General features: G+C 45.8%; 16 protein-coding genes and 1 pseudogene. 9 read left to right on the top strand and 8 right to left on the bottom strand.

The features are described from left to right. Positions 1-132 precede the first annotated feature (132 nt). The 3 genes from ACFW2W_RS21985 to ACFW2W_RS21995 all read left to right on the top strand — a co-directional run bounded on the left by ACFW2W_RS21985 (position 133) and on the right by ACFW2W_RS21995 (position 3,662). Positions 133-1,605 carry a sensor histidine kinase gene (locus ACFW2W_RS21985; protein ID WP_378183280.1) on the top strand — a complete coding sequence of 491 codons (1,473 nt, stop codon included), beginning with the start codon at positions 133-135 and terminating at the stop codon, positions 1,603-1,605. 279 nt (positions 1,606-1,884) lie between these two features. Continuing rightward, positions 1,885-2,739, top strand: a complete 855-nt coding sequence (locus ACFW2W_RS21990; protein WP_378183283.1) for a DUF2267 domain-containing protein — start codon at positions 1,885-1,887, stop codon at positions 2,737-2,739. A gap of 158 nt (positions 2,740-2,897) precedes the next feature. Then, complete coding sequence (locus ACFW2W_RS21995; RefSeq protein WP_378183286.1) at positions 2,898-3,662, top strand: hypothetical protein; 765 nt, start codon at positions 2,898-2,900, stop codon at positions 3,660-3,662. A gap of 160 nt (positions 3,663-3,822) precedes the next feature. On the opposite strand, the gene ACFW2W_RS22000 is transcribed toward ACFW2W_RS21995, so the two are convergent. Together ACFW2W_RS22000 and ACFW2W_RS22005 are read right to left on the bottom strand one after the other, a co-directional pair. After that, positions 3,823-4,923 (bottom strand): tetratricopeptide repeat protein, encoded by a 1,101-nt coding sequence (locus ACFW2W_RS22000; RefSeq protein ID WP_378183289.1) that lies wholly within the window; start codon positions 4,921-4,923, stop codon positions 3,823-3,825. Further along, complete coding sequence (locus ACFW2W_RS22005; RefSeq protein WP_378183292.1) at positions 4,913-5,584, bottom strand: RNA polymerase sigma factor; 672 nt, start codon at positions 5,582-5,584, stop codon at positions 4,913-4,915. Before ACFW2W_RS22005 ends, ACFW2W_RS22000 begins: the two co-directional genes overlap by 11 nt. A 477-nt stretch (positions 5,585-6,061) precedes the next feature. Between ACFW2W_RS22005 and ACFW2W_RS22010 the strand changes: the two genes are divergently transcribed. Further along, positions 6,062-6,664: a glyoxalase-like domain protein gene (locus ACFW2W_RS22010; RefSeq protein WP_378183295.1), complete on the top strand. Its 603-nt coding sequence runs from the start codon at positions 6,062-6,064 to the stop codon at positions 6,662-6,664. A 73-nt stretch (positions 6,665-6,737) separates the two neighbouring features. On the opposite strand, the gene lysS is transcribed toward ACFW2W_RS22010, so the two are convergent. Next, positions 6,738-8,249: a lysine--tRNA ligase gene (lysS, locus tag ACFW2W_RS22015; RefSeq protein ID WP_378183298.1), complete on the bottom strand. Its 1,512-nt coding sequence runs from the start codon at positions 8,247-8,249 to the stop codon at positions 6,738-6,740. Positions 8,250-8,598: 349 nt separating this feature from the next. Between lysS and ACFW2W_RS22020 the strand changes: the two genes are divergently transcribed. Both ACFW2W_RS22020 and ACFW2W_RS22025 read left to right on the top strand, forming a co-directional pair. Then, a complete protein-coding gene (locus ACFW2W_RS22020; protein WP_378183301.1) occupies positions 8,599-9,747 on the top strand; it encodes an AAA family ATPase in 1,149 nt (382 codons plus the stop codon). Then, positions 9,744-10,433, top strand: coding sequence for a hypothetical protein (locus tag ACFW2W_RS22025; protein WP_378183305.1), 690 nt, complete (start codon positions 9,744-9,746; stop codon positions 10,431-10,433). Before ACFW2W_RS22020 ends, ACFW2W_RS22025 begins: the two co-directional genes overlap by 4 nt. Before the next feature lie 316 nt (positions 10,434-10,749). On the opposite strand, the gene ACFW2W_RS22030 is transcribed toward ACFW2W_RS22025, so the two are convergent. From ACFW2W_RS22030 to ACFW2W_RS22045, 4 genes are all read right to left on the bottom strand, one after another. After that, positions 10,750-11,622: an alpha/beta fold hydrolase gene (locus ACFW2W_RS22030; protein WP_378183308.1), complete on the bottom strand. Its 873-nt coding sequence runs from the start codon at positions 11,620-11,622 to the stop codon at positions 10,750-10,752. Between the two features lie 60 nt (positions 11,623-11,682). Continuing rightward, entirely contained in the window at positions 11,683-13,164 is a 1,482-nt protein-coding gene (locus ACFW2W_RS22035; RefSeq protein WP_378183311.1) for an FAD-dependent oxidoreductase, read from the bottom strand. A gap of 150 nt (positions 13,165-13,314) precedes the next feature. Continuing rightward, positions 13,315-16,662: an EAL domain-containing protein gene (locus ACFW2W_RS22040; protein ID WP_378183314.1), complete on the bottom strand. Its 3,348-nt coding sequence runs from the start codon at positions 16,660-16,662 to the stop codon at positions 13,315-13,317. Positions 16,663-17,046: 384 nt separating this feature from the next. Next, positions 17,047-18,906 (bottom strand): PAS domain S-box protein, encoded by a 1,860-nt coding sequence (locus ACFW2W_RS22045; protein ID WP_378183317.1) that lies wholly within the window; start codon positions 18,904-18,906, stop codon positions 17,047-17,049. Positions 18,907-19,486: 580 nt separating this feature from the next. Between ACFW2W_RS22045 and ACFW2W_RS22050 the strand changes: the two genes are divergently transcribed. Beyond that, positions 19,487-19,915, top strand: a complete 429-nt coding sequence (locus tag ACFW2W_RS22050) for a DUF2358 domain-containing protein (RefSeq protein WP_378183320.1) — start codon at positions 19,487-19,489, stop codon at positions 19,913-19,915. 67 nt (positions 19,916-19,982) lie between these two features. Here ACFW2W_RS22050 and ACFW2W_RS22055 read toward each other — a convergent pair whose 3' ends face one another. Then, positions 19,983-22,067 (bottom strand): PAS domain S-box protein, encoded by a 2,085-nt coding sequence (locus ACFW2W_RS22055; protein ID WP_378183323.1) that lies wholly within the window; start codon positions 22,065-22,067, stop codon positions 19,983-19,985. 330 nt (positions 22,068-22,397) lie between these two features. Between ACFW2W_RS22055 and ACFW2W_RS22060 the strand changes: the two are divergent. Both ACFW2W_RS22060 and ACFW2W_RS22065 read left to right on the top strand, forming a co-directional pair. Continuing rightward, positions 22,398-22,648, top strand: a pseudogene (locus ACFW2W_RS22060) (cation acetate symporter); the annotation flags it as partial. Positions 22,649-22,662: 14 nt separating this feature from the next. Next, positions 22,663-22,866: a hypothetical protein gene (locus tag ACFW2W_RS22065; RefSeq protein WP_378183326.1), complete on the top strand. Its 204-nt coding sequence runs from the start codon at positions 22,663-22,665 to the stop codon at positions 22,864-22,866. The last annotated feature ends 80 nt before the right edge of the window (positions 22,867-22,946 follow it).

A 22,946-nucleotide genomic window follows, 5' to 3' on the forward strand; every position in this document is an offset into this window, starting at 1 on the left:
TATAGAGAAGATTTTTAAGGCAAAGGTACGCCAAGGGAACCGCAGAGGTACGCAAAGAAATTAACACAACTTTGCGTACCGAGAGCGTTTAACTCTGCGTTAAAAAATTAGAGATTATAATTGAGTTGATTTATGTTTCAAGCCACTCGTCGGCGTCTGGCTATTTGGTACACGGCTGTCACAGCGGTACTGCTGCTGATATTTGCCACTGGGGTTTATTTGTATGTCCGCAACACGCTGATTGAGCGCGTAGATGATACGCTTAATCATGTAGTGGAAGTGGTGCAGCGATCGCTCGTTATTGAAACCGCCCCGAATGGCAATTCATCCGTCAACGTCGAAGCAAGTTTTCGCAATAATGCCGAAGCCGCTGAAGACGACCACATCGACCTGGAGTGGTTTAGCGCCACAGGTGAATTACTCTGGTCTACCCTCTTTGAACCCCTAGATATTCCCATTCATCTCAACCGCACTGGTGAAACCGTGCCAGTGGTTCGGGCTTCGTGGCAAGGGATATTAGACTCGGAATTTTGGTCTCCTACAAGGGAGGCAACGAAGGACTCCAAGCTGCTTTTGCGACAGGTGACACAACGAGTGCAAATAGGGCGTCAAGTACTGGGATATCTGCGCGTCAGCCATCCCTGGTTTGAGGTTGCCAAACCGACTCGCTTGTTAATGGTCGATTTGATTTTTGGCACCGGGTTAATGTTAATTTCTGTGGCGGCTAGCGGCTGGTGGCTTTCTGGGTTGGCGATGGAACCTGTGCGAGAGTCTTACCAACGTCTTAAACAATTCACCGCTGACGCCTCCCACGAACTCCGGAACCCGATTGCCATGATTCAAACGAATGTGCAGGTGGCGCTGGACGATCCCGACCTGGTAGAGGCAGCAGGGGAGGCACCCATCCATTACCGACAACAGCTGAAGGTTGTAGAACGGTTAACTAGGCGTTTAGGGCGTTTGGTGGACGATCTGCTATTTCTGGCGCGGCAGGATAGTGGCATGAAACAACGCACTTGGGTTCAAGTTCACCTCGATGCCTTGTTGATGGAGGTGATTGAAGAACAACAGCTAGTAGCTACTGAGAAAGGCATCAAGCTATCTCTCGATTTTGGATTGCCGATTTTAGATTTGGGATTGATTGAGGAAGAAATCCCATCCCAAATCCCAAATCCCAAATTTGAAGAGGATGCCTTTGCTGTTGAGGGAGACTGGGATCATCTGGCGCGTCTATTCACAAATCTGGTCAGTAATGCCCTGCAATACACCCCAGCGGGGGGTAAAGTTGATGTGGAATTGCAATGGGTCGATGCAATGAATCGCCCCACGAAACGCCACGGGATGCCCCAGCTGCAAGTCAGAGTCAGCGATACTGGCATCGGCATTCCAGAGTCGGCACTGCCCCACATTTTCGACCGATTCTATCGGGTCGATCCCGCCAGAACTCATATCGCGGGAAATGCTACGGCAACGGGATCGGGATTAGGGTTAGCGATCGCGCGGGCAATTGTTGAGACTCACCAAGGTCACATCCAGATTGAAAGCATTCTCCATCAAGGTACAACGGTTACGGTCACTTTACCGGCAGCCACAAAAGAATATTAGGAAGGATGAATCCATTCATCTTTCATCCCTCTTCCATCATCCTTCCAAAGACTCTACTTTAGAAATGCTTCCCCTGGCAGATGCAGGGATCAAGCTTGACCTACTAATTTCTTGAATAGCGGCTAAGGCGATTTAGCCAAATTTCCACCCAAAAATGGTTTTTGAAACTCAAAGAGAGTTTCAATCGCTCTAATCATTTATCCGAGCGCAATCTGGCGGAAAGTTTAAGGGAAAAGCCGCGTTTACTAAATCCGACATTCAAAATATAAGGAGATTCTGATGACAATACCCTTAAGAGAAGATGTTGCCTACATCTTACTCAAAAAAATCCACGAAGGTGACAGCGAGCCGGGTAAGCATGAAGTAGCCTTCACGGCGGCAGACTTCGCTGGTAGACAAGTCACAGAAACCGACCTGCTGGGGCACCTAGATTATTTAAATCAAAAGCAGTATATCGATGCTGAATTTACTGGCAATGCTTACGGCAATCAGGAAGATACCTCGGATGTCGTTAATCCGAAAGAGTTCGACTTCCGCATTGCCAATTCCTACGATCCCTCTGATGGTTTAGCACCTCATCTGATCAAATTTAAAAGTGCAAGACTGACGGAAAAAGGGCAACGCCTGTTGGAAAAAATGGAGGAAAACCTGCCAGCAGCCCTTCAAGAAGGTCCCGTGGTTCCCATTGCCACAAAGGATATGCCCTTCCTAGAGAAAGTGATGTTCAGGGGCGAACTGGAAGATATCTTTGATGCTAGAGATATCAGTGAGGTGGTGTTCCGTACCATGCGGGACATGATGACGAATGAAGCCGCCGATCGGGTTACTTCTGAACTGCATGAACCAGTGGAACCTACAAAAGATAAGGCGCTGCAAAACGAAATTGCCGACTTGTGGAAGGATACCAATCCAATTGTCCAATTCCTCAGCCGAATTCGTCCTCCCCTAGTGATTAAGTCCGATACTTTTCTATTCCGGATTCGGCAAGAAGCTGGTTTGCCGCAAGGGGTAGAACCAGAAATGGCAATTAAGGCTGTGTTCGCGGCGACAAAAGATGAATTGTCCGAGGAACGGGTTCAGGAAATTGCTGGCTTCTTACCCGACAAAATTAGAGAATTCTGGGAGAAAGCCTAGCTTTTTGAGAAAGGCAAAAATAAAAAGAGCAAATTCTTTACTTTTGCCTTTTGCCGACTAAAACTTAATCTTTTTTTGCTGCCCGACGAGTACCAAACTGCTAAAGTCGGGCAGTTGAAACACTTTTTAAATAAACTGAATTAAAGGAGAAATCAATCATGATTCAAAAACATCAGTCAATCAAAAAAACACTGGCGTTAGCAGGAGCGATTTGTGGAAGTCTGCTCTTTGGCTTACCAGCACTGGCTCAGATGAACTCGGCTCCAGGCGAGATCGAGCAACCATCCGATACTCGCGATCGCCTGATGCAACCACCCGCAAGTGGCGATCGCCTGATGCAGAATAACTCCAATCCCAGCAATGTCAACCAATTGCCGAATAACGCTCAGCGCGTTTCGCCACTAAACCCCTGTCCTAGCATTTTCTACGAATCTAGATATATTCAAGCGGGCATTCGTCCCCCTGCGGGTTGTCCAGCTGCCTCGCCAATGCAGTCAGAGACTGAGATGACACCCCCAGCGCCGCCAAGACCGGGCGCTGATATGGCACCGCCGACACAACCCTGTGCTGTGATTAAACCACCAGCACCGGAACAGCTACAATCTCCCGCTTCCAGGGTGATGCCCATGAACGGGATGGTGAATGTCAAACTGATCAACCAAACCGGCGATCCCATCACTTATCAGGTGCTGGGCGATACCAATCAGCGGAGGCTACCTGGTCGAGATAATATTACGCTACAAGGCTTGAAAACCCCTGTAAATCTGACCTTCCAACGTCCGAATGGCGCACTGCTGAGAGTCGTTCCTCAAACATCAGGCGAACAGGGAATGTTAGAGGTGGTTTTGGAGGAAACAACGGATCTCGGTGTTGACAAAAATGCCATGACCATTCAGGAAAACGGTAATGTCTTGCTGAACTAACCTTTGAGTTGTAAATTTTTTTAGGAACCGTGAAGACGCAAAGAGCGCGAAGGAAGAGTAAGAAGAGAGATCCAAGATTTTATGAATGAATGAGGATTGCTATTTCCTGACCAGGATCGTAGGGAGGTAGAGCTTTGCCTCCCTACGCTGGTATAACGCTTTATCTAATCCGAATTTGAGCCAAATTGTTGAGCAAAAGGGCTTCTTCCTGCTCATCCCCAAGGGTACGCGCCAAAGCGATCGCTCGTTGGTAAAAAGTCCGCGCCGATACTGGGTTGCCGCTCACCTGATAAAGTTGAGCGAATAACCTGAGCGATTCCAGTTCTTGCCGCAAGTTTTGCGATTCTTGAGCCAAGGTTAAGCGGCGATCGAGCAGTTCAAAAGCCTCCTGATACTGCCTAAGCCTGCTGTAGATGACCAGCAGACCATCAATCGCTCGGTATTGAGTTGAGCGATCGCGCGTTTGCCGTCCCAATCTCAGTGCCGCACGGTATGAAGTCTGGGCATCCCGATATTGATTGATTGCCCGATAAGCATCTCCCAAATTATTCACTGTATTCGCCTCGCCCAGAGGATCTTTCCCTCGCCGCCGAAAAATCAAGGCTTCTTCGTAACGTTTAATCGCTTGGAAATAATCGCCGCTATTCGCCGCCGCCAATCCCAGATTACTCAGCGACAGTCCTTCCCCAGCTTGGCTGTTGATGCTTTGGGCAATTTTCAGTGCCTCAGAAAAGCTGGCTGAAGCCGCCTGCACGGCACCTCGTTGCAGCAGAATGGTGCCGACGTTATTTAAGCCATAAATCTGCCCCTGGAAGTCTGGTTCGTCGCGGGCAACCGCCAACCGGCGTCGCAGGGCATCTTCCGCCTCAAAGTAGCGTCCCAACCGGGCGTAAGTAAGACCTAGATAATCGTAGGTAATACCGATTGCCTGCCTATCGCCCAGTTGTTGATAAATATCCAGTGCTTGTATCCAGTAGGGAATTGCTTTCGCCAGGTTTCCTTTCTGTTCCTCCTGTGCGCCCAATCGCAGCAGTCGGTCGGCATCTTCCCTCGCATATCCTTGGGTGCCATTGTTCAAGGGGATACTGAGTTGTTGGTCAATACTAACGGCTTTGGCACCACTCGGCAAGTAAAAACTAAACAGTAAAAAGATCAAAGAAACAGAAAAAAGTCTCAATTTATTAGCACTGTTCTTTTGTGCCCGATTTTTGCCTAATTTGGCGAATGCTGCGAAAAACAAGACTCGCTCCTCATAACTCATAGCTAATCGCTCCACTTGCCTCTTGCTTCTCGCCTTTGCTCTGTTGCTTAGCTCCTACCAGATAAATTGTGCGAATATCCTCTGGTAAAGAAGCTTCTAACAGTTGATACCCTTCCTGGAGCTTGACTTGAACCTGTGTCGGAGAAATTGTTTCTCCCTCTGCCTGGAGATAAGCCGCAATCCGCGTATGACTCCAGTTGAAGGTCTGCGCCATCAGCACCATCAATCGCAACATCGGCGGGAATCGCTCCAGCGCTTGTTCAACATAACACCACAGGGGCGGGGAAGCCGCTTGTAGGTTGTAATGAATTGACTCCACGGGTGGCAATTCTGCCTGGTTGATACATACAGCCGTAATGTTGATCAGCCAGTTCTGGAAAGTTAGCATCCCAGTCCCGCTAACATCGCGCAAATCCAGTCCGCCTAGCTCGAAGTAGATGTGCCGCCAGGTGAGGGCGAAGAGGTAGTCTGCTTGTACAGGCGATCGCGCCAAATGCTGAATCAGGGTATAAACTATCGGACTATAGCGACTGAAAAGCGCTACGAAGAAGCGCCCCTGCTCCGGATGGCGCTGAAACAAAGTCAGTAATTCCTGATCGCTGTAATGAAACAGCGATTTGACAATCGGATGATTGCTTTCAGGGAAATGAGGAATTTGCACGATTTTGAATCACTTACTGGAGTCATTCTATCCAGGAACGATCCCTAATATATCTAGTGTTTTCACGAATGGAAATGATGCTTGTATTTTTAGTCGGTGACAAGAGTGCCAATCGCACTTTATTTCTTCAGCTGCTTTGAGCGCTTCGCGGCGATAGATTGAGTAGCGATCGCATCCTTCTGATTATCTTTCTCATGTCGTGAAGGCGAGACTCCCGACAACTCTTACGAAGTCAGGAGTCTGAACCACTGGCTCACCACTCAAATAGAATTGCTATAACCACCATCGCTTGTCTCAGTATCGAGCGAGATAACTTGCAGCGCCAGTTTTATTTAACTTCGGCAGACTTGCGGAGTATTTTAGAGACTCGTTTAAGCTTGATAGAATTAAATAGCACTCTTGACTGGGTTACAGTCAAAGTGTTATGTGCAACCGTAAGTTTAGTTTTCAATAGAGTTCTTCAAGCCTTGTAGGTTCATGGTTCTAGCAGCAATTGATACAATTTCTTTTCTGCCTCAGCTCGTTCATTTAGGTGCTTTTTTCCCGGAATTACCTCTAGATGGTCTCTTGTCCACTCAAGGCATCATGGTGATGCTGTTGGCAGCCTACGCCGGTGCCATGTGGATGTTCCTCACCAGCGCCCCAAAAGTCCATACCGTCATGGTGTCCGATTTAGACACGGCGCGACAGTTCTATGAAGGCTTGCTAGATTTGCCAGTTGCAGAAGTGCCTCTGCACTACTACTACAACTATGAGCAAACATTGGGAGCTACCGCCATCGATCCGCTTTATCTCTCACCCACGTTGGGAGGAAGCACCGCTACCCAAAAGTTGAATGGTTCGGAAGGTTTATGGTATCAGCTCAAGAAGAACACCCAACTGCACGTCATTTCTGGAGCCAGTTTGGGGAATAAAAACCAGCAACGTCACGTTTGTTTTGACCACGATTGTTTAGAGATGGTGCTGATGCGGGTGCAAATGCGAGGCGTCAAGCACAAAATTCGCCGCGACAAACCATTGAATTTTTTGGTAAAAGATTTGGAAGGTCGCGTGATTGAAATGGCGGAAGTGTCGAATTAGCTATATTGACCTCTCCCTAACCCTCCCCTAAGAGAAGAGGGTTAGGGAGAGGTGGAAAGGGGCAGGGTTAGGTTTATTCTGGGGTGGCGTCGGATTTGTCGGGTTTGAGGAGGGGGAACGCGATCGCATCCCGAATGCTGGCACAATCAGTTAGCAGCATCACTAAGCGGTCAATCCCAATCCCTAAACCACCCGTCGGCGGCATTCCATACTCCAGCGCCGTCAGGAAATCTTCATCAACGCCTTGCGCTTCTAAATCTCCAGCCGCCTTCCGCGCCGCTTGCGCTTCCAGTCTTTGCCGCTGCTCGATAGGATCGGTTAATTCTGAGAAACTATTCGCCGTCTCCCGTCCGACAATAAATAGCTCAAATCGCTCTACCAATCCCGGTTTCGAGCGGTGCGGCTTAGCCAGGGGCGAAATTTCCACCGGATAATCCAGCACAAACGTCGGCTGAATCAGATTCGGTTCGCATTTTTGCTCAAAGGCTTCGTTAAGAATTTTGCCAATCGATTCGCATTCTTGAGCGCCTCCGATACCTGCCTGACTCGCTGCTGCTTTCGCCGCTTCCAGCGTTGGGACGGTAAAATCTAAGCCAGTTTGCTCCTTGACTAAGTCGTGCATGGTAACGCGACGCCAAGGCGGTGTTAAGTCAATCGTCTCGCCTTGATAAGTAATTTCCAGCGTCCCCAGCACCTCTTGCGCCACAGTGGTAATAATTCCCTCCGTCAGCGCCATCATATCCTGATAGTCGGCGTAGGCTTGATAAACCTCAATCGTGGTGAATTCCGGATTGTGGCGAGTGGAAATCCCCTCATTCCGGAAAATTCGCCCCAATTCAAACACCTTCTCAAATCCACCCACAATCAGCCGCTTCAGATGGAGTTCTGTGGCAATCCGCAGATACAACTCCATATCCAGCGTGTTGTGATAGGTGATGAAGGGACGAGCATCGGCACCGCCAGCTTCTCCTTGTAACACTGGCGTTTCAATTTCAATAAAGCCCAGTTTATCCAAATAGCGGCGAATTCCGGCGGTAATGAGAGCGCGGCGGCGGAAGGTTTCCCGCACTTCCGGATTGACAATCAAATCCACATAACGCTGACGGTAGCGCTTGGCGACATCCGTCAATCCATGCCATTTATCCGGTAAAGGTAGCAGCGACTTGGTGAGAATTGCGTACTGCTTGACGTAAACCGATAGCTCACCCTTTTCCGTGCGTTTAATTGTCCCCTTGGCTCCCAGGATATCCCCAGCATCCGTTAGATCCTTTAGGTGTTTAAAGGCATCCGGGACATCCGCCATCCCTTCATCGATTCTTTTCTTCTCTAGATACAGCTGAATCGAGCCAGTTTCGTCCTGCAAGGTAAAGAAGGCGAGTTTGCCGAAGACGCGACGCGCCATAATGCGTCCAGCAATGGCGACTTCTACCTCAACTTCTTCACCGCTCGGCAAATCTGCGTATTTTTCCTGCAATTGAGCCGCATGGTGGCTGGATTCCCACTGGTAAGCGTAGGGATTCATTCCCAGTTGCTTTAGCTGTTCGACTTTCTCTAACCGCGTGGCGCGGATATCATCTGAGGACATGGTAAGGAACTTTTAGGGGCAATCTTTGATTTTAGATGCTCTATTGCAAGTATGTTAACTATTGTGTCTTGTTTTTGTGGTGGCGAGGAGGCAGAAGAGTGGAGGAGGCGATCGCGCCTCTCAACTAGACGAGTTTTTTTTAGGAGTAAAGAAGAGATAGGGTAGTGGGGGCGATCGCTATTACACTTGTGTAAGCCCTGCCACCATCGATTCAGTTAATAGAGATTTATAAAAATTTTGCTAATATATCTAAGAATTTAGGCTGTAAATGTTTAACAGCTATGCCTTCAGTATATTAGCCAATTCTAGCTAATCGTTATAATCTATGTAACTGAAGGGGAGATTAATTATGAAAATTAAAACGATAGAATATTATAACAAAGCCTTGGACTGGCGCTTAAATACAGTTGATTTTACTAATAGCTTTTCTAACCTCACCTTACTTGTTGGTGTATCAGGAGTTGGCAAAACTCAAATTATTAAGTCAATATTAAACTTAAAAGATATAGCCAATGGTGAATCTTTGAATGGGGTGCAATGGGATATTACATTTGAAACTCTTGAGCGGGTTGAATTTCGATGGAAAGGGGAATTTGAAAGCAAAGGATTGGCTGGAGGGATTCTTGATGGGAATGATGAAGAACCTAAAATTAGAATTATAAATGAGTATTTATATAAGCAGGGCAATGAACTTGCTAAAAGAAACAACGATAAAATAGAATTTAAAAATCAAATGACTCCGAAGTTGTCACCGTTTAAAAGTTTAGTCGATATACTAAGTGAAGAAGAAGACATTGCTCCCATAAAGGAGGGTTTTGATAAAATAGTTCAGTTAGATCCGGAGAAAAGAATATACACAGCTACCACTGCATTTTTAAACCAATTTGAAAACTCTTCTTTGGAAACTATACAAAAAATTAATCAACCAGACTTAATCAAATTGGCATTAGTTTATAAATATTTTCCAGGTGTATTCCAAAAAATCAAAAAGCGCTTTATAAATGATATATTTACACAGGTTGAAGATATCAAAGTAGAACCAGAAAAGCGGGAAGATTTACCAATTAGCTTTAAAAATTTATTGAATGAGTTTCTTTCCCTTAAGATTAAAGAAAAAGGTGTTGATAAATGGATTAGTCAACCTAATATTTCTTCAGGAATGTTTAAAACTTTAATGCAGATTAGCGAATTATACTTAGCCCCTGAAGGAAGCGTAATTCTTATTGATGAATTTGAGAATAGTTTAGGTGTTAACTGTATTGATGTTTTGACTGAAGATTTGTTGGGGCAAAATAGAAATCTGCAATTTATCATAACCAGCCATCACCCTTACATTATTAATAATATTGGGATGGAACACTGGAAAATAGTTACTCGTAGAGGCGGTGTAGTAACGGTAAAAGATGCTAAGGATTTTAACCTGGGCAAATCTAGACATCAAGCTTTTATTCAACTACTAAATCTTGAAGCTTACAGCGAAGGAATAGCAGTTGAATGAATCTGTATTTTCTTGTAGAAGGAAGAAGAACTGAGAAAAAAGTTTATCCAGCTTGGTTAGGGCATCTTTTACCAGAACTACAGCGAGTTGATGCCTACGCGCTGGTGAATGTGAAAAACTATTACCTGATAAGTGGCGAAGGGTATCCTTCCCTTATTTATGATTTCATTCCCAGAGCAATTGAAGAAATCAATTTAAGTGGAAAGTATAACTATTTTGTGGTATGTCTTGATGCAGAAGAAAATACTGTTGCAGATATCAGAAATGAAATTGATGAATTTATAAGAAAAGAAAGCTTTGAATTGGGAAAGACAAAGTTTTTTATCATCGTTCAAAACCGATGCTTAGAAACCTGGTTACTGGGTAATCGAAAGATTTACTCAAAAAATCCTCAAAACCAACCGTTGTTGGATTATATCCGTTATTATGATGTTTCAGTCGATGATCCTGAATTTATGGGCAAATATAATGAATTTAATACCCATGCTCAGTTTCATGGGGCTTATTTGAAAGCGCTATTTGAGGGAAAAAATATCACATATAACAAAAGAAACCCAGGCGAGGTCTTGAAACCATACTACTTGAATGAATTAAAAGCAAGAATTAAAGCTCAACCACCGCAATTGAATACATTCAAAAGTTTTATAAATTTTTGTGACATGATTAAAGCAGAATTGCCAAAATAAACAACGCGATCGCATCCTTCCCCGCATCACAAGAATTGCACGTAAGCGTTGCGGCTGCGCCAGCAGCATCGCTATTTGACATAGAAGCAAGTAGATTTGCTATCTGAGTGCTTGGTAGAATTGTTGATAGATTGGCAATCTGTCGCTTTAAGGCTGGAGCTGTATAGAATTTAAAAAGTAGCTTCAGCCTCTTGATTGGCACCTTGAAAGCTTATAGCAAGAGTGGTAGACTTTTCCCAATCTCTAATTTGCTCAAAACTGTTAATATCAGCAGCAAAGTGAGTCAATCTTAAAAGTTGCAGTAATCACCTATCGATCAGCCGCTGGTAGTTGCAAGGAACTCTCGCATATATTGAGTGACTAGTTGCGGTTTCTCTTGCTGCACCCAATGGCTAGAGTCGGGGATGTATTTAATCGTAAAGTCTTTGACATACGCTTGGGTTCCGTAAGTCAGTTCTTTACCAAGTGCAGTATCTTTCTCCCCCCAAATCATTAGAGTAGGAACCTGGAGAATACTCCAATCTTGATTGAGCATTCTCTGCTGAAAAAGATTGCGATAATAGTTCAGGCTGGCTGTCAGGACACCGGGTTTTGCCGCAGCTTGTTTATAGGCATCCAGATCGGCTTTTGTGAAGGCATTCTTATCAACAGCCATACCCGTGAAAGCCGTTTCGATGGATTGGTAATCGAAGGATTGTAAGAGAAATTCTGGTAGCCACGGTAGCTGAAAAAAGAAAATATAGGAACTGCGTAAGAGTTGTTGGGGATTACGCATATTTTCGGCAAATTTGGCAGGGTGAGGCAGATTTAGCACAATCAACTTGTCCACCATTGTGGGGTATGCGTAGGCAAAATTCCAAGCGATCGCGCCCCCCCAGTCATGACCCACCAGAACGCAGCTAGAGTATCCGAGTCCCTTAATTACCCCTTCAACATCTTTAATAAATTCATCCATCACATAAGCCGATTGGTCTGCTGGCTTATCGCTGTCGTTATAACCGCGCAAGTCGAGGGCGACGACTTTATAATCTTTGGCAAATTCGGGTATTAGATGCCGCCAGGAGTACCAAAATTCAGGGAACCCATGCAGCATCAGCATCAAAGGGCCTTCTCCCTGCGTGACGTAGTGCAGCTTAATTCCGTTGCTGGTGATATACTCGTGCTTCCAAGAACCCTCTAGCACAGACATAGATACTCCTTTGCCGTTTTAGTCATGGGATCGGCGATTCATTGCCACTGCGGACACTCTTCAGGTTAACGAATCAACAGCAGAAGACGGCAGCTTCGGAAGATATAGTTCATCAGCACTCGGTTGATCTTGCCGACGCCGATTGATTAACTGCCTTAGCACTTGCACTAAGATTCTCGGCTGAAAAAACGCGGTGGGTGGTTTCAGCAGGTGCATCACTTCTATGAAAACTTTGAACGCTACGGGACTGTCAATCGTGATTAATCTCACACGATCCAGATACAAATGCATAAATCGGGTCTTGAGATCGGGTTGACCGCCCTCGGTCGTAGACCAGCGGAAATCCTCGCCGGTTGCCATCAGCCAAGGTATATGATTCACTTTAGCCAGTTGCTTTTGAAAACGCCGCGTTAAACCCGTTAAATCGTCCTGAGACTGACGCTGAAATTGCTCTTTCAAGCACTCCTCCAGAGTTAACGCAGCGATCGCCGCCGCAGTCATGCCTTGACCGTAGATAGGATTGAAGGAACAGACGGCATCACCTAAGACGACAAAGTTTTCTGGCAATCTGGATTGTTCGTAGTGACGCAGGCGGTTTTCTGTCCCGCGATGACAGTAGATGGGTGAAATCGGTTGGGCGTGTTTGACCACTTCGTAGAGAATGGGCGATCGCAAGCTGCGGGCAAATTCCAAAAAGCCAGCTTCGTCGCTGGGTGGATAATCTCGACCTACGCCAGCCAGGGTGAGAACAAAAGCATCGCCCTCACAGGGATAAAGCAGCCCACCGCGAGAGTTTTCCCCTGGTTTAGACCACAGCACGATTGATTTCCAATCGCTTTGGAGATCGGCTGGGCGCTGATACCAACGGCTGGCGTAGCCTAAAAACGAGTTAATGACTGTCTCCTGAGGCGGCGTGTAACCTAATGCCTTTAACCACTCAGGGGTTTTGGAATTCCGTCCAGTTGCATCCACGACCAGATCGGCTGGTAGAGAGGCGAAATTCCGCGTCTCTACATCTGCGGCGCTAGTGTTTTGCGGGTGGTTGTGAAATTGCACCTGCACGCCCGTCACTTTCGTTTTGCTGGCGTCAGACAACAACTCGGTTACTTGGGATTCTTCCAGAATGCGTATGTTGCTGTAAGCAGCCAGTCGGCGGCGAATCGTCCATTCCAGCAGGTTCCGACTACAGGCATGAGTCACAAGTCCGGAGGGAAAGCGGGGTGCCCAACCGCCAAAATCTAGCATGGGACAGTCTAACGTCCAGTCCAAAGTAGTTGCGCCAGCAGCCACTAATTCAGCACCCAATCCAGGAAACATTTGCTCTAAAATCTGCTGACCCCGCACTAGCAGAACGTGGGCTTGGTAGGCTTGGGGGACGCCTCGGCGCGTCTCCAGTTTGTCTGGGATGCGATCGCGTTCAATAATCGTCACTTGGTCAAAGCGGTCGGCAAGCACACGCGCTGCTAGTAGCCCAGCCATACTGCCACCGATGACAATGGCTTGTCTATTGCTGCCAACAGCCAGTTGGGGAGTTACGGACATAGACGACATTTTGTAGGAGTTTTTTGGGCAATTTAGATATATCAGGACTTACGCACTCAAAGCTTGAAACCTAGATCCCCCCTAACCCCCCGATAAATTGGGGGGAACCGGAAAAGTCCCCCAATTTATCGGGGGATGCCAGGGGTATCTCTACCACTGAGGCTTTGCCGCCATTAATGTCTCCACGGCTGCAACATCCAGGGGGCGGGAGAAAAAGTAACCTTGTCCATACTCGCATTGCAGCGTTCTGAGTTGGGCAAGTTGCTCATGGGTTTCTACTCCTTCTGCAACCACATCCAAACCCAAGTTGTGAGCAAGTGTGACAATGGTACGAACAATCTCCGAATTCTCGCTATCACTGCTCATTCTACCGACGAAGGAACGGTCAATTTTCAACGTATCAATTGGAAATCGGTGCAGATAACTTAAAGATGAATAACCCGTGCCGAAGTCATCAATATATAACTGGACGCCTAGTTTTTTCAATTGTAAGAGGGTAGCGATCGCAGATTCAGCATTTTCCATCACGGCGCTTTCGGTGATTTCCAACCGCAAACAGCCACCATCTAAACCTGTTTCCTCTAGAATTTGATGGATTGCTTGAGCTAGATGAGGTTGCGTAAACTGTTTGCTAGAAAGATTCACGCTCATCGTCAATTGTCCTTGGTCATTTGCCCTTGGTTCTTCTAATGACGAATCTTGCCATGCCCGCATCTGACGGCAAGCTTCCCTTAAGACCCACCAACCTAGGGAAAAGATCAGTCCAGTTTCTTCTGCCATTGGAATAAACTCAGCTGGGGAAATCAAACCCCGCGCTGGATGCTGCCAGCGCACCAGCGCCTCAAATCCGGTAATTCGACCTGTAGAAAGCGACACAATTGGCTGATAGTGAAGTAAAAACTCCTGGCGATTGACAGCCTGCCGCAAGTCAGTTTCTAACTGCAAAAGTGCCACAGCGCGAGTGTGCATCGTCATGTCGAATACCTCATGACGCGCTCTACCCAATGCCTTAGCGCGATACATGGCAATATCAGCATCGCGCAGCAGGTCTTCCGGCTGGTGATAACCTGTTGTACTCAAAGCAATGCCAATACTGGTGGTGGTAAATACCTTTTGTCCGTTGAGATTGAACGGTAAAGTTAGTTCATTTTGAATTTGGTTGGCAAGGCGGGTGGCGTCACTGACATCTTTAATATTTTCTACAAGAATGGTGAACTCGTCTCCCCCAAGACGGGCAACCGTATCTCCAGGACGCAGACACGTCTGGAGCTTGCGAGCGATTTCGACAAGTAGTTGATCGCCGATTGTATGCCCAAGGCTATCGTTGACGACCTTAAAGCGATCGAGATCCAGAAATAGTACGGCAAACAAGTAATCCTGACGCCGTTGTGTCAGCTCAACCAAATGTCCGAGTCGATCCATGAACAAGGCGCGGTTTGATAAGCCTGTCAGCTTATCGTGAAAGGCATCGTGGATTAATTGCTCCTCTGCGCGTTTGCGCTCGCTAATATCTGTGGCAACTCCTAAAACTTGCCGGCTTTTTCCATCTGGCGATACCAGAGACTTCTTAGTTGTTTGAAACCATCGCACCTTGCCTGTAGAGTCAGTGAGGGTTTCCTCAGAAATGATTTTTTCCGTTGCTACTGTCATCACTTCTCTGTCATCACAGAGAAACTGTTCTACTTCCCCAGGATTCGGATTGAAATCTGCATCGGTCTTGCCAAGCAAATTTTCCACGGTTGTTCCATAAATATTTGCTAATGCTTTGTTAACCAGAGTAAATTTCCCATCCCAGTCTTTGACAAAAATTAAATTTGGGGTGGCGTCAATCACATTGCGAAGAAACTCTTGTTGTACCCTAAGTGCTTCTTCAGCTTGCTTGCGATGGGTAATATCTCGGCTCACGGCGAGAAGACACGGCTGATTGTCAAAGTCAATAATTTCTGCTGAGAGCAATCCCACACGCGCCTCACCTGACTTGATCAGGAAGGTAAATTCTATGTTGCGAACAGTTCCCTGCTCCTGCAATATCTGCCTCATGCGATCGCGCTGCTCTACATTTGCCCAAATCTTCAGCTCAACTGTGGTGCGACCGATGATTTCTTCGCGGGTATAACCAGTAATGCTTAGCAAAGTATCGTTGATTTCAACAAGGCGTCCCTCTGCAAGCGTACTGATAGTAATTGCGTCAGGGCTGGAACGGAAGGCTTTAAAGAATCTCTCTTCTGATGCCCGCCGCGCCGCTTCTGCTCGCTGGCGCTCCTCGATTTCAGCTTGCAATGTCTGATTCGCTTTTTCTAGCTCTTGCGTTCGTTCCCAAACCCGCATTTCTAGCTCTTCGTGCGCTTTCTGAAGTGCGGTTTCTGTCCGCAGGCGCTCGATGGCAATTCCTGCCAAGTTTGTTGCTATTTCAATCAGTTGTAAATCATAAGAATTAGGCGTGCAAGGTTGGGAGCCGTACATTGCAAAAGTACCCAACACCTTGCCATCCGAATTCAGAATCGGTGTAGACCAACAAGCTTGGAGTTTGTTGCTCAACGCTAACTCGCGGTAATCTTCCCACAACGGATCGATAGCAATATCTGAGACAATTACAGGTTCCTTCCAATAAGCAGCTGTCCCGCAAGAGGCAACACGCGGTCCAATCTCTACCCCATCAAGAGCGCGATTATAGTTTTCTGGAAGGCTAGGCGCTGCGCCATAGTGCAGATTAATTCTGTTTTCATCCAGAAGTAGAATCGAACAGAGCATTTTACTGGAATGTTTTTCAATATTGCGGCATAAAACGTTGAGGACGCTGTTGAGGGAGTCGCCTCTGGCAATCATTTCCAGTACACGCTTCTGACTGCTTAATAGAGTTTCTGCTTGCAAGCGTTCAGCGATCGCTTGTCGCATATTTGCTAAATTATGCCTGAGTTCGAGTTGCGCCACCACCTGACGACTCAGTGTTAAGAGTGCTTCTTGCTGCTCAGGCTTGAGTTGGCGCGGCACATAGTCAATTACGCACAGCGTTCCCAGCGCATAACCGGCGGGTGTGATTAAAGGCGCACCTGCATAAAAGCGGATATTAGGATCGGAAGCTACCAAAGGGTTCGTTGCAAACCGTTCGTCGGCTGTTAAATCGGGGACAACAAACAAATCGGTTTGCAGAATGGTATGAGCGCAAAAGGCGATATCTCGCGGTGTTTCTGATACCTCCACACCGACTTTCGACTTGAACCACTGCCGATGCGTATCGACAAAGCTGACCAGCGCAATAGGTGTTCCGCAAATATGTGCAGCCACCTGAGTTAGATCGTCGAAAGCCTGTTCGGGAGCAGTATCAAGAATCTCATACTGCCAGAGGGCTTTTAGCCTTGCTGCTTCATTGCTTGTTATAGGCACTTTCACCCGTAATACTTCTCCAGATTCGATACTTGCGACATTTTCTCTGACACTAGCTTTGGTTATTCTTTTGGATATAGCTTCAAATATACCTATCCGGCTCAGGTTTACCATATTCTGTTTTCCTCAGCTAGGTTGGTTGTAATTATGTTCGCAATCTTTACTTCTACTTTAAGATAGGTAGCCTTCTCCGGATCTAAATCACAAAAAATTCCTTTTTCTGTCACAAATTACCTTAATAAGTTTTTAACCTGATTACTTTCTAGACGTAGAAAGCAAATCTGTATACGAAATTACAAATATTATTTATTAAACTAATCTATTTACAACTTTAATCGATAGAAAAAATGCCTACCCTTTAAATTTTATTCGTTTTATATGGAACAAATGCAAAATTTAGCAACCGGGAAACTACGGATATTCTCTTGTTTCCAGCAGAGATTTTCCTGCTTTTTCTAAATTTTATCAAGATTTCTACGGAGCCAAAAATAGGGCAGATTACTTCACTAACGCAGGCTGGCGACTGGTCTGGTGAATGGGAATCTCAATCGCAAACTCTGCCCCAAGTCCTGCTGTGGAAATGCATTTTAATTGACCGCCGTGTTTTTCCACAATCTGATAACTAATAGATAACCCCAGTCCTGTGCCTTTGCCGATGCTTTTTGTGGTAAAAAACGGATCGAACACTCGTTGCTGCACCTCTTGGCTCATGCCAGAACCGTTATCTACAATGTGGATCGCTACCTGATTGGTGTTTAGCATTTGAGTGTGAATCCGAATCGTAGGTAATTGTTTATCGGTACTTTCTTCTCCATGATTCATAACCCATGACCCATTCCCGATTGCCTCTTCGAGGGCATCAATCGCATTACCGAGAATATTCATAAACACTTGGTTGAGCTGACCTGGGTAGCACTCGACTAGCGGCAACTTGCCATATTCTTTGAACAGCTGAATGCCTGAAGTGCCTCCGACTTGTTTCAAGCGATGCTGCAAAATCAGCAAAGTATTTTCAATTCCCTCATGAATATCAACGACTTTCATTTCCGCTTCATCCAGTCGAGAGAAGTTACGCAGCGACAAGACAATTTGGCGGATGCGTTCTGCCCCCACCTTGATCGACGCCAGCAGCTTCGGGAGGTCTTTCTTGATAAAACGGAAGTCGCCCATCTCCACATGAGCTTGAATTTCAGGGACGGGATTGGGATAGTGTTTCTCGTAGAGGGACAGCAGGTTGAGCAGTTCCTGAGTATAGTCGCTGGTGTGGGTGAGATTGCCGTAGATGAAGTTGACTGGGTTATTAATTTCGTGAGCAACTCCGGCGACTAATTGCCCCAGACTGGACATTTTTTCACTCTGAACGAGTTTAGCTTGGGTTTGTTGAAGTTCTCGAAAAGCTTGTTCTAGCTGGTTTGTTTGTTGTCTCAATTGCGCTTCCGATTGCCGTAAAGCTTCCTCGGCAGCTTTACGTTCGGTAATGTCGGTAATCATTCCTAAGACACCGATGTATTGCCCTGCTTGATCGAAGATGGGATTGGTCGCCACAATCGCCCACAAGTCACAGCCATCTTTACGGCTGAATTTAAAGTCGTGCTGTTCTTTAATTCCTTGGCGGCGACGTTCTATTTGCGCGATCGCGATCGCCTGACCTTCCTCATCCATGAATGCAAATAAAGTCTGACCTAACATCTCAGGGATGGTATAGCCTAGCATTTCGGCCATCTGATTGTTCGCAAAAGATGTATTGCCTGCGGCGTCGAGAACCCAGATTCCCTCAGTTGTGGTTTCGACAATGCGACGATATTGCGCTTCGCTTTCCCGTAATGCCGCTTCTGTCTGCTGGCGTTCGGCAATTTCCTGTTGTAACAAGATGTTGGCAGATTGTAGCGCCGCAGTCCTTTCTTCGACTCGTCTTTCTAACTCTAATGTGAGTTTTCGCAGTTCTTCCTCAGCGGCTTGGCGCTCGGCAATTTCATTTTCTAGTGTATTGTTGGCAGTTTCCAGTAGCGCTGGACTAGGAATTGCAAGTGCTTGAGGAATCAAGGGCATTAGCACCAACGCCGTATACACAGAAATCGCAGCAGTAAAAGCTTTCAACAATCCTGATAGCCAATAATACGGATGCCACAGCGTTGCCACCTCTGCGATATGAGTCGTACCGCACGCAACGATGAATGTTCCAAACAATAGGAATATCCCGTAAAAAGGCATATCTCGCCTTTTGTAGACGAAATATACCAACATGATTGGAATTGAGTAATAAGCCAGTGCGATCAGAACATCGGATGTGATGTGCAGCCACACTAATCCTGGCTTCCACAAGTAACAATGCCCGTGGGGAATAAAGTCTTTTGACAAAAAATTTTGCACAAATTTTAACATCAAGATTTATTGCCGTAATAGTTTTTACTTTTAATATTCAATTTGTATCTTATTTTGGAATATTTCATACAGCACTTTTGAAGCTAGTGAGGTACGAGGATCGCCTAAAACCTTTGATTTTGGAAGCTTGACTGTACCTCATCCAGAAAGAAAACGCTGTATATTTGTTGATTTTCATGAAATAGGTAACATTTTCATTATAATTTGTGCAAACGCTCGACTTTGACTATTCAGTTGTTTCTCAGCAAATTCCGAGAAATTACGGATAACTGGTTGGTCATTTAGACAGCAAATATTAGTTTGTTTTTAGGCAGAAGACTTTTTGACTAGAAGTATTTGTCGTTCCCTCTTCTGAGATAACACTGGCTGGAGATACTGTCTACTGTATAATTTCGGATCTTTTACCACTTTGCCAGCGATCGCCTCAGTAGATAAGAAGCAATCGATGAAAATCAATGTAAAATAGCGGCTGGTCTAGAATCGGGTTTTCTGCAAAAAAAGAGGTTGAAAAGCCGCTAAAATCATCACTGTGCCGCTGGGTTACGAGGGAAAGCGCGTGGAATATCAATTACAAGTAGAACGGGTAGTAGAGACGCTTAAAAAGGATTTACCGACGCTTTTTGAGAAAGATATTTCCTACGACATTTATACGCAGGATATCTACTTTGAAGATCCAGTTAATAAATTTAAATGGAAAATCAACTATCGCATTATCTTTTGGACGCTGCGATTTCACGCTCAGCTATTTTTTACAGAAATCTTTTTCGATCTTCATGATGTGTATCAGACAGATGAAGACACGATTAGGGCGAATTGGACTGTGCGCGGTGTCTTGCGCCTTCCCTGGAAAGCTCGCCTATTTTTCAATGGCTACTCTACGTATAAACTCAATAAAGACGGTTTAATTTACAATCACATCGATACATGGGATCGCAAACCAAGCGAGATTTTGAAGCAGTTTATAAAAAAGGGAGGAAATATCTAAACTCAAATTCAGTTGAATGTCTTGTCTTGATTATAGTAAACGTTTTTAGCAAAACAATTTCCTGAATTTATGAAGCTTGAACGAGAGAAGCAATTGTCTTTTCTGCCTCTACTTTAGACAGAGAATTACTTGAATAAATCGTAATCTCAAACGTGGTTCCTACTCCAACTTCACTGTCCACTGCTATTTTGCCACCGTGCAAATCCACACAATTTTTGACGATAGAAAGTCCTAATCCAGTACCCGGAATCGTCCCTACATTATCAGCTCGATGAAAAGATTCAAATAATCGCGCTCTGGCTTCGGGAGGAATGCCGATTCCTCGATCTCGGATGCGGAAAAGTGCCGTTCCTTGTTCGCAAACTAAGTCAAACTGAATATTGCCGCCTTTCGGGGAATACTTGATGGCATTTGAAAGTAAATTAGTGAAAATTTGCCGAAGCAACTTTTCATCCATACAAAAATGGGTATTCTGACCTTGACAAGCGAAAGCGATCGCGTGTTGCTTGCTAGTTGTTACTTGTATATCTTCCACCAATTCGCAGCAGAATCTTTCTAAATCTAAAGGTGCTGGATTAAACTGGAGCTTCTTGGCTTCTGCTTTACCAATAAACAACACATCATCTAAGAGATGAGTCATGTTTTTGGCAGCTGCTTGAATGCGAGCAAAATATTCGCATTTTTTCTCTTCTGTTGCTTGATGTGGGAAACGTTCTAGCAATCTGGCAGACAAAATGATGATGCTCAACGGGGTGCGGAATTCGTGGGATACGGTGGTAACAAAGCGAGAACGGAGTTCGCAGAGTTCCCGTTCTTTTTCTATGGCATTGCGAATTTCGGCATCGGCTCGTTTCCGCTCGGTGATATCCTCAACCATGCCTAATTCATAGAGGATTTCTCCAATTTCATTTCGGATTACTGTTGCCGTTAACTTCACCCAGCAAATTTCTTGGTTTTTCTTGATATAACGTTTCTCAAGTTGATAGCTGTCTATGTCTCCCTGAATTACTTGCTTGAGATAAGGCGTTTCCATTTCCAAATCTTCGGGATGGTTAATATCTAAAAGGTTGAGGGTTATCAGTTCTGACTGCGTGTAACCCAAAATTTCACAAAAGGCTCGATTTACCATGAAAAACCGACAGTCAGGTTTTCTCACTAAGGTGATACCGATGGGAGCATCATCAAAAATTCGGCGGAATCTTTCTTCGCTCTCGCGCCGTGCTGCTTCTGCACGTCGCAAGAGCGCAGCGTGTCGCAGGCTTTCGCTAATTTCATCCCGGAGTTGCTCGTTTACCTGCTGTAATTCTGCTGTACGCTCTTCTACTCTCTGTTCTAGTTCTTCGTTGGCTTCTTTTAGGGCGGCGGCTGCCCACTTTCGACTGGTAATATCTCTGACAGTGCTGAGGATTGCATCCACACTGGCGTCTGGATTATGGATGGGGGTGATAATGTACTCGTAGTGCCTGAAACCCTCGACGGTGGGAAGGTAAGCTTCGCCATTCATGGGTTGTCCGGTGGAAAATACTGCCTGATGGTGAGCCTCAATTGACTCCATATTTTCCGGTTGCAAGCCTAGTTCTCGCCATGTCTTCCCCACCATGTCGCTACGCTGGAACCCTAGTGCCTTTGCACCTGCAAGGCTAGCATAGGCATATTTTCCAGCTCTATCGATTAGATAAATATGGTCTGGAGAAGCTGAGAGAATTTGGTCGAGGCTTTTTGCTTGTTGCTCAACTTGGGCGGTGAGTTGTTGTAGTTCTAACTCTGCGGCTTTATGCTCGGTGATGTCTTTGGCAACTGCATAGTAGCATCCATTTTGATGCGGTAACGTTCTCCAAGACAGCCATCGATAGCTGCCATCCTTGCAGAGATAGCGATTTTCAAAATGGGCGATCGCATTGTCAGTAGATTGTTCGTATGCTGTTATTGCATCCACATCATCTGGATGGACAAACTCAATCCAAGGGCGCAACATCAATTCTTCCAGCGTCCAGCCCAAAACTCTCTCCCAGGCGGGGTTGAGTTTCTGGAAGTACCTGTCTTGTCCGCAAATGCATAAAAGATCGAGGGACAGGTTAAAAAATGCGTTGAGTTCGGACTCTGCTTTAGCCAGCTGCTCAGTTAATTCGCTTGGATGCTTGGAATTGTCCACAGTAGTCCTCTTGGATATTTACTCCCCGGTTAGCTGTTATTAGTATTCCCATCGCTTCCTACTAATGATGCAGAGTATTCGTCCCAATTCTTACAAAATTTTGTATTTTATTTTTAAAACACCAATTTATGTATTTACTCGGAAGCGATCGCAGATTCTCTGCCACTTCCTAGGTTTGAGGAGCTGGAGCGTTGCGGCATACGCTGAGTAGGTAAGTGTAAATCTCCAATAAACCGGGTTTTTTTAGGAACTGAGGTGATATCTATCCGCGATTTTACGTTGATTTCTACGGGATGCTTCGCTGCTGGGTTGTTGCATCGGAAGAAGTGCGATCGCTATTACTCCAACGTGCCCGTTTGGTAGCAGTCGTGGCGGCTATTTTTGTTTCCATGACCTACGTCGCCGGATAGATGCGGGCTGTGGGAACTGTGTTCAGCCGCTTCCTACAAGTGGATGTAAGCACTGGCGCGATCGTTGGTATGGTGATTGTCGGTTTTTTCTCCGTTTTGAGGGGAATGAAAGGGATTACCTGGATTCAGGTGGCACAGTACGGCGTGTTGATTATTGCCTACGTGTCACCACCCTGCTGCACGAAATGGGGCACCTAGCAGGCTTTATCGACGGCTACTCTACTTTCGACAGCCACATCCAAACCATCAACGGTTCTCAACTGTTTGTCAGCGACAACTTCACCGCTACCCTCACCCCCGACAATAGTCACCTCGACTCCAAACTCTATCCCTACGACCTAATGGGACTTAAACTAAAATCAAAAGTCAATGGAAGTATAATACTGTAATAACAGACATTTCACGTTGAGGTTTGAGGGATGAAAGAGACAACTCCCGCCGCTATGCCCCCTTGCTTTGACAGATGGTG

Source organism: Coleofasciculus sp. H7-2, assembly GCF_042747725.1.
Classification (GTDB): domain Bacteria; phylum Cyanobacteriota; class Cyanobacteriia; order Cyanobacteriales; family FACHB-T130; genus FACHB-T130.

What these genes read in the sequence shown, in the direction of transcription:
- ACFW2W_RS21985 (WP_378183280.1), top strand. Translation starts at nt 133, where the DNA reads ATGTTTCAAGCCACTCGTCGGCGTCTGGCTATTTGGTACACGGCTGTC.
- ACFW2W_RS21990 (WP_378183283.1), top strand. Translation starts at nt 1,885, where the DNA reads ATGACAATACCCTTAAGAGAAGATGTTGCCTACATCTTACTCAAAAAA.
- ACFW2W_RS21995 (WP_378183286.1), top strand. Translation starts at nt 2,898, where the DNA reads ATGATTCAAAAACATCAGTCAATCAAAAAAACACTGGCGTTAGCAGGA.
- ACFW2W_RS22000 (WP_378183289.1), bottom strand. Translation starts at nt 4,923, where the DNA reads ATGAGTTATGAGGAGCGAGTCTTGTTTTTCGCAGCATTCGCCAAATTA.
- ACFW2W_RS22010 (WP_378183295.1), top strand. Translation starts at nt 6,062, where the DNA reads ATGGTTCTAGCAGCAATTGATACAATTTCTTTTCTGCCTCAGCTCGTT.
- lysS (WP_378183298.1), bottom strand. Translation starts at nt 8,249, where the DNA reads ATGTCCTCAGATGATATCCGCGCCACGCGGTTAGAGAAAGTCGAACAG.
- ACFW2W_RS22020 (WP_378183301.1), top strand. Translation starts at nt 8,599, where the DNA reads ATGAAAATTAAAACGATAGAATATTATAACAAAGCCTTGGACTGGCGC.
- ACFW2W_RS22025 (WP_378183305.1), top strand. Translation starts at nt 9,744, where the DNA reads ATGAATCTGTATTTTCTTGTAGAAGGAAGAAGAACTGAGAAAAAAGTT.
- ACFW2W_RS22030 (WP_378183308.1), bottom strand. Translation starts at nt 11,622, where the DNA reads ATGTCTGTGCTAGAGGGTTCTTGGAAGCACGAGTATATCACCAGCAAC.
- ACFW2W_RS22035 (WP_378183311.1), bottom strand. Translation starts at nt 13,164, where the DNA reads ATGTCCGTAACTCCCCAACTGGCTGTTGGCAGCAATAGACAAGCCATT.
- ACFW2W_RS22040 (WP_378183314.1), bottom strand. Translation starts at nt 16,662, where the DNA reads ATGGTAAACCTGAGCCGGATAGGTATATTTGAAGCTATATCCAAAAGA.
- ACFW2W_RS22065 (WP_378183326.1), top strand. Translation starts at nt 22,663, where the DNA reads ATGGGGCACCTAGCAGGCTTTATCGACGGCTACTCTACTTTCGACAGC.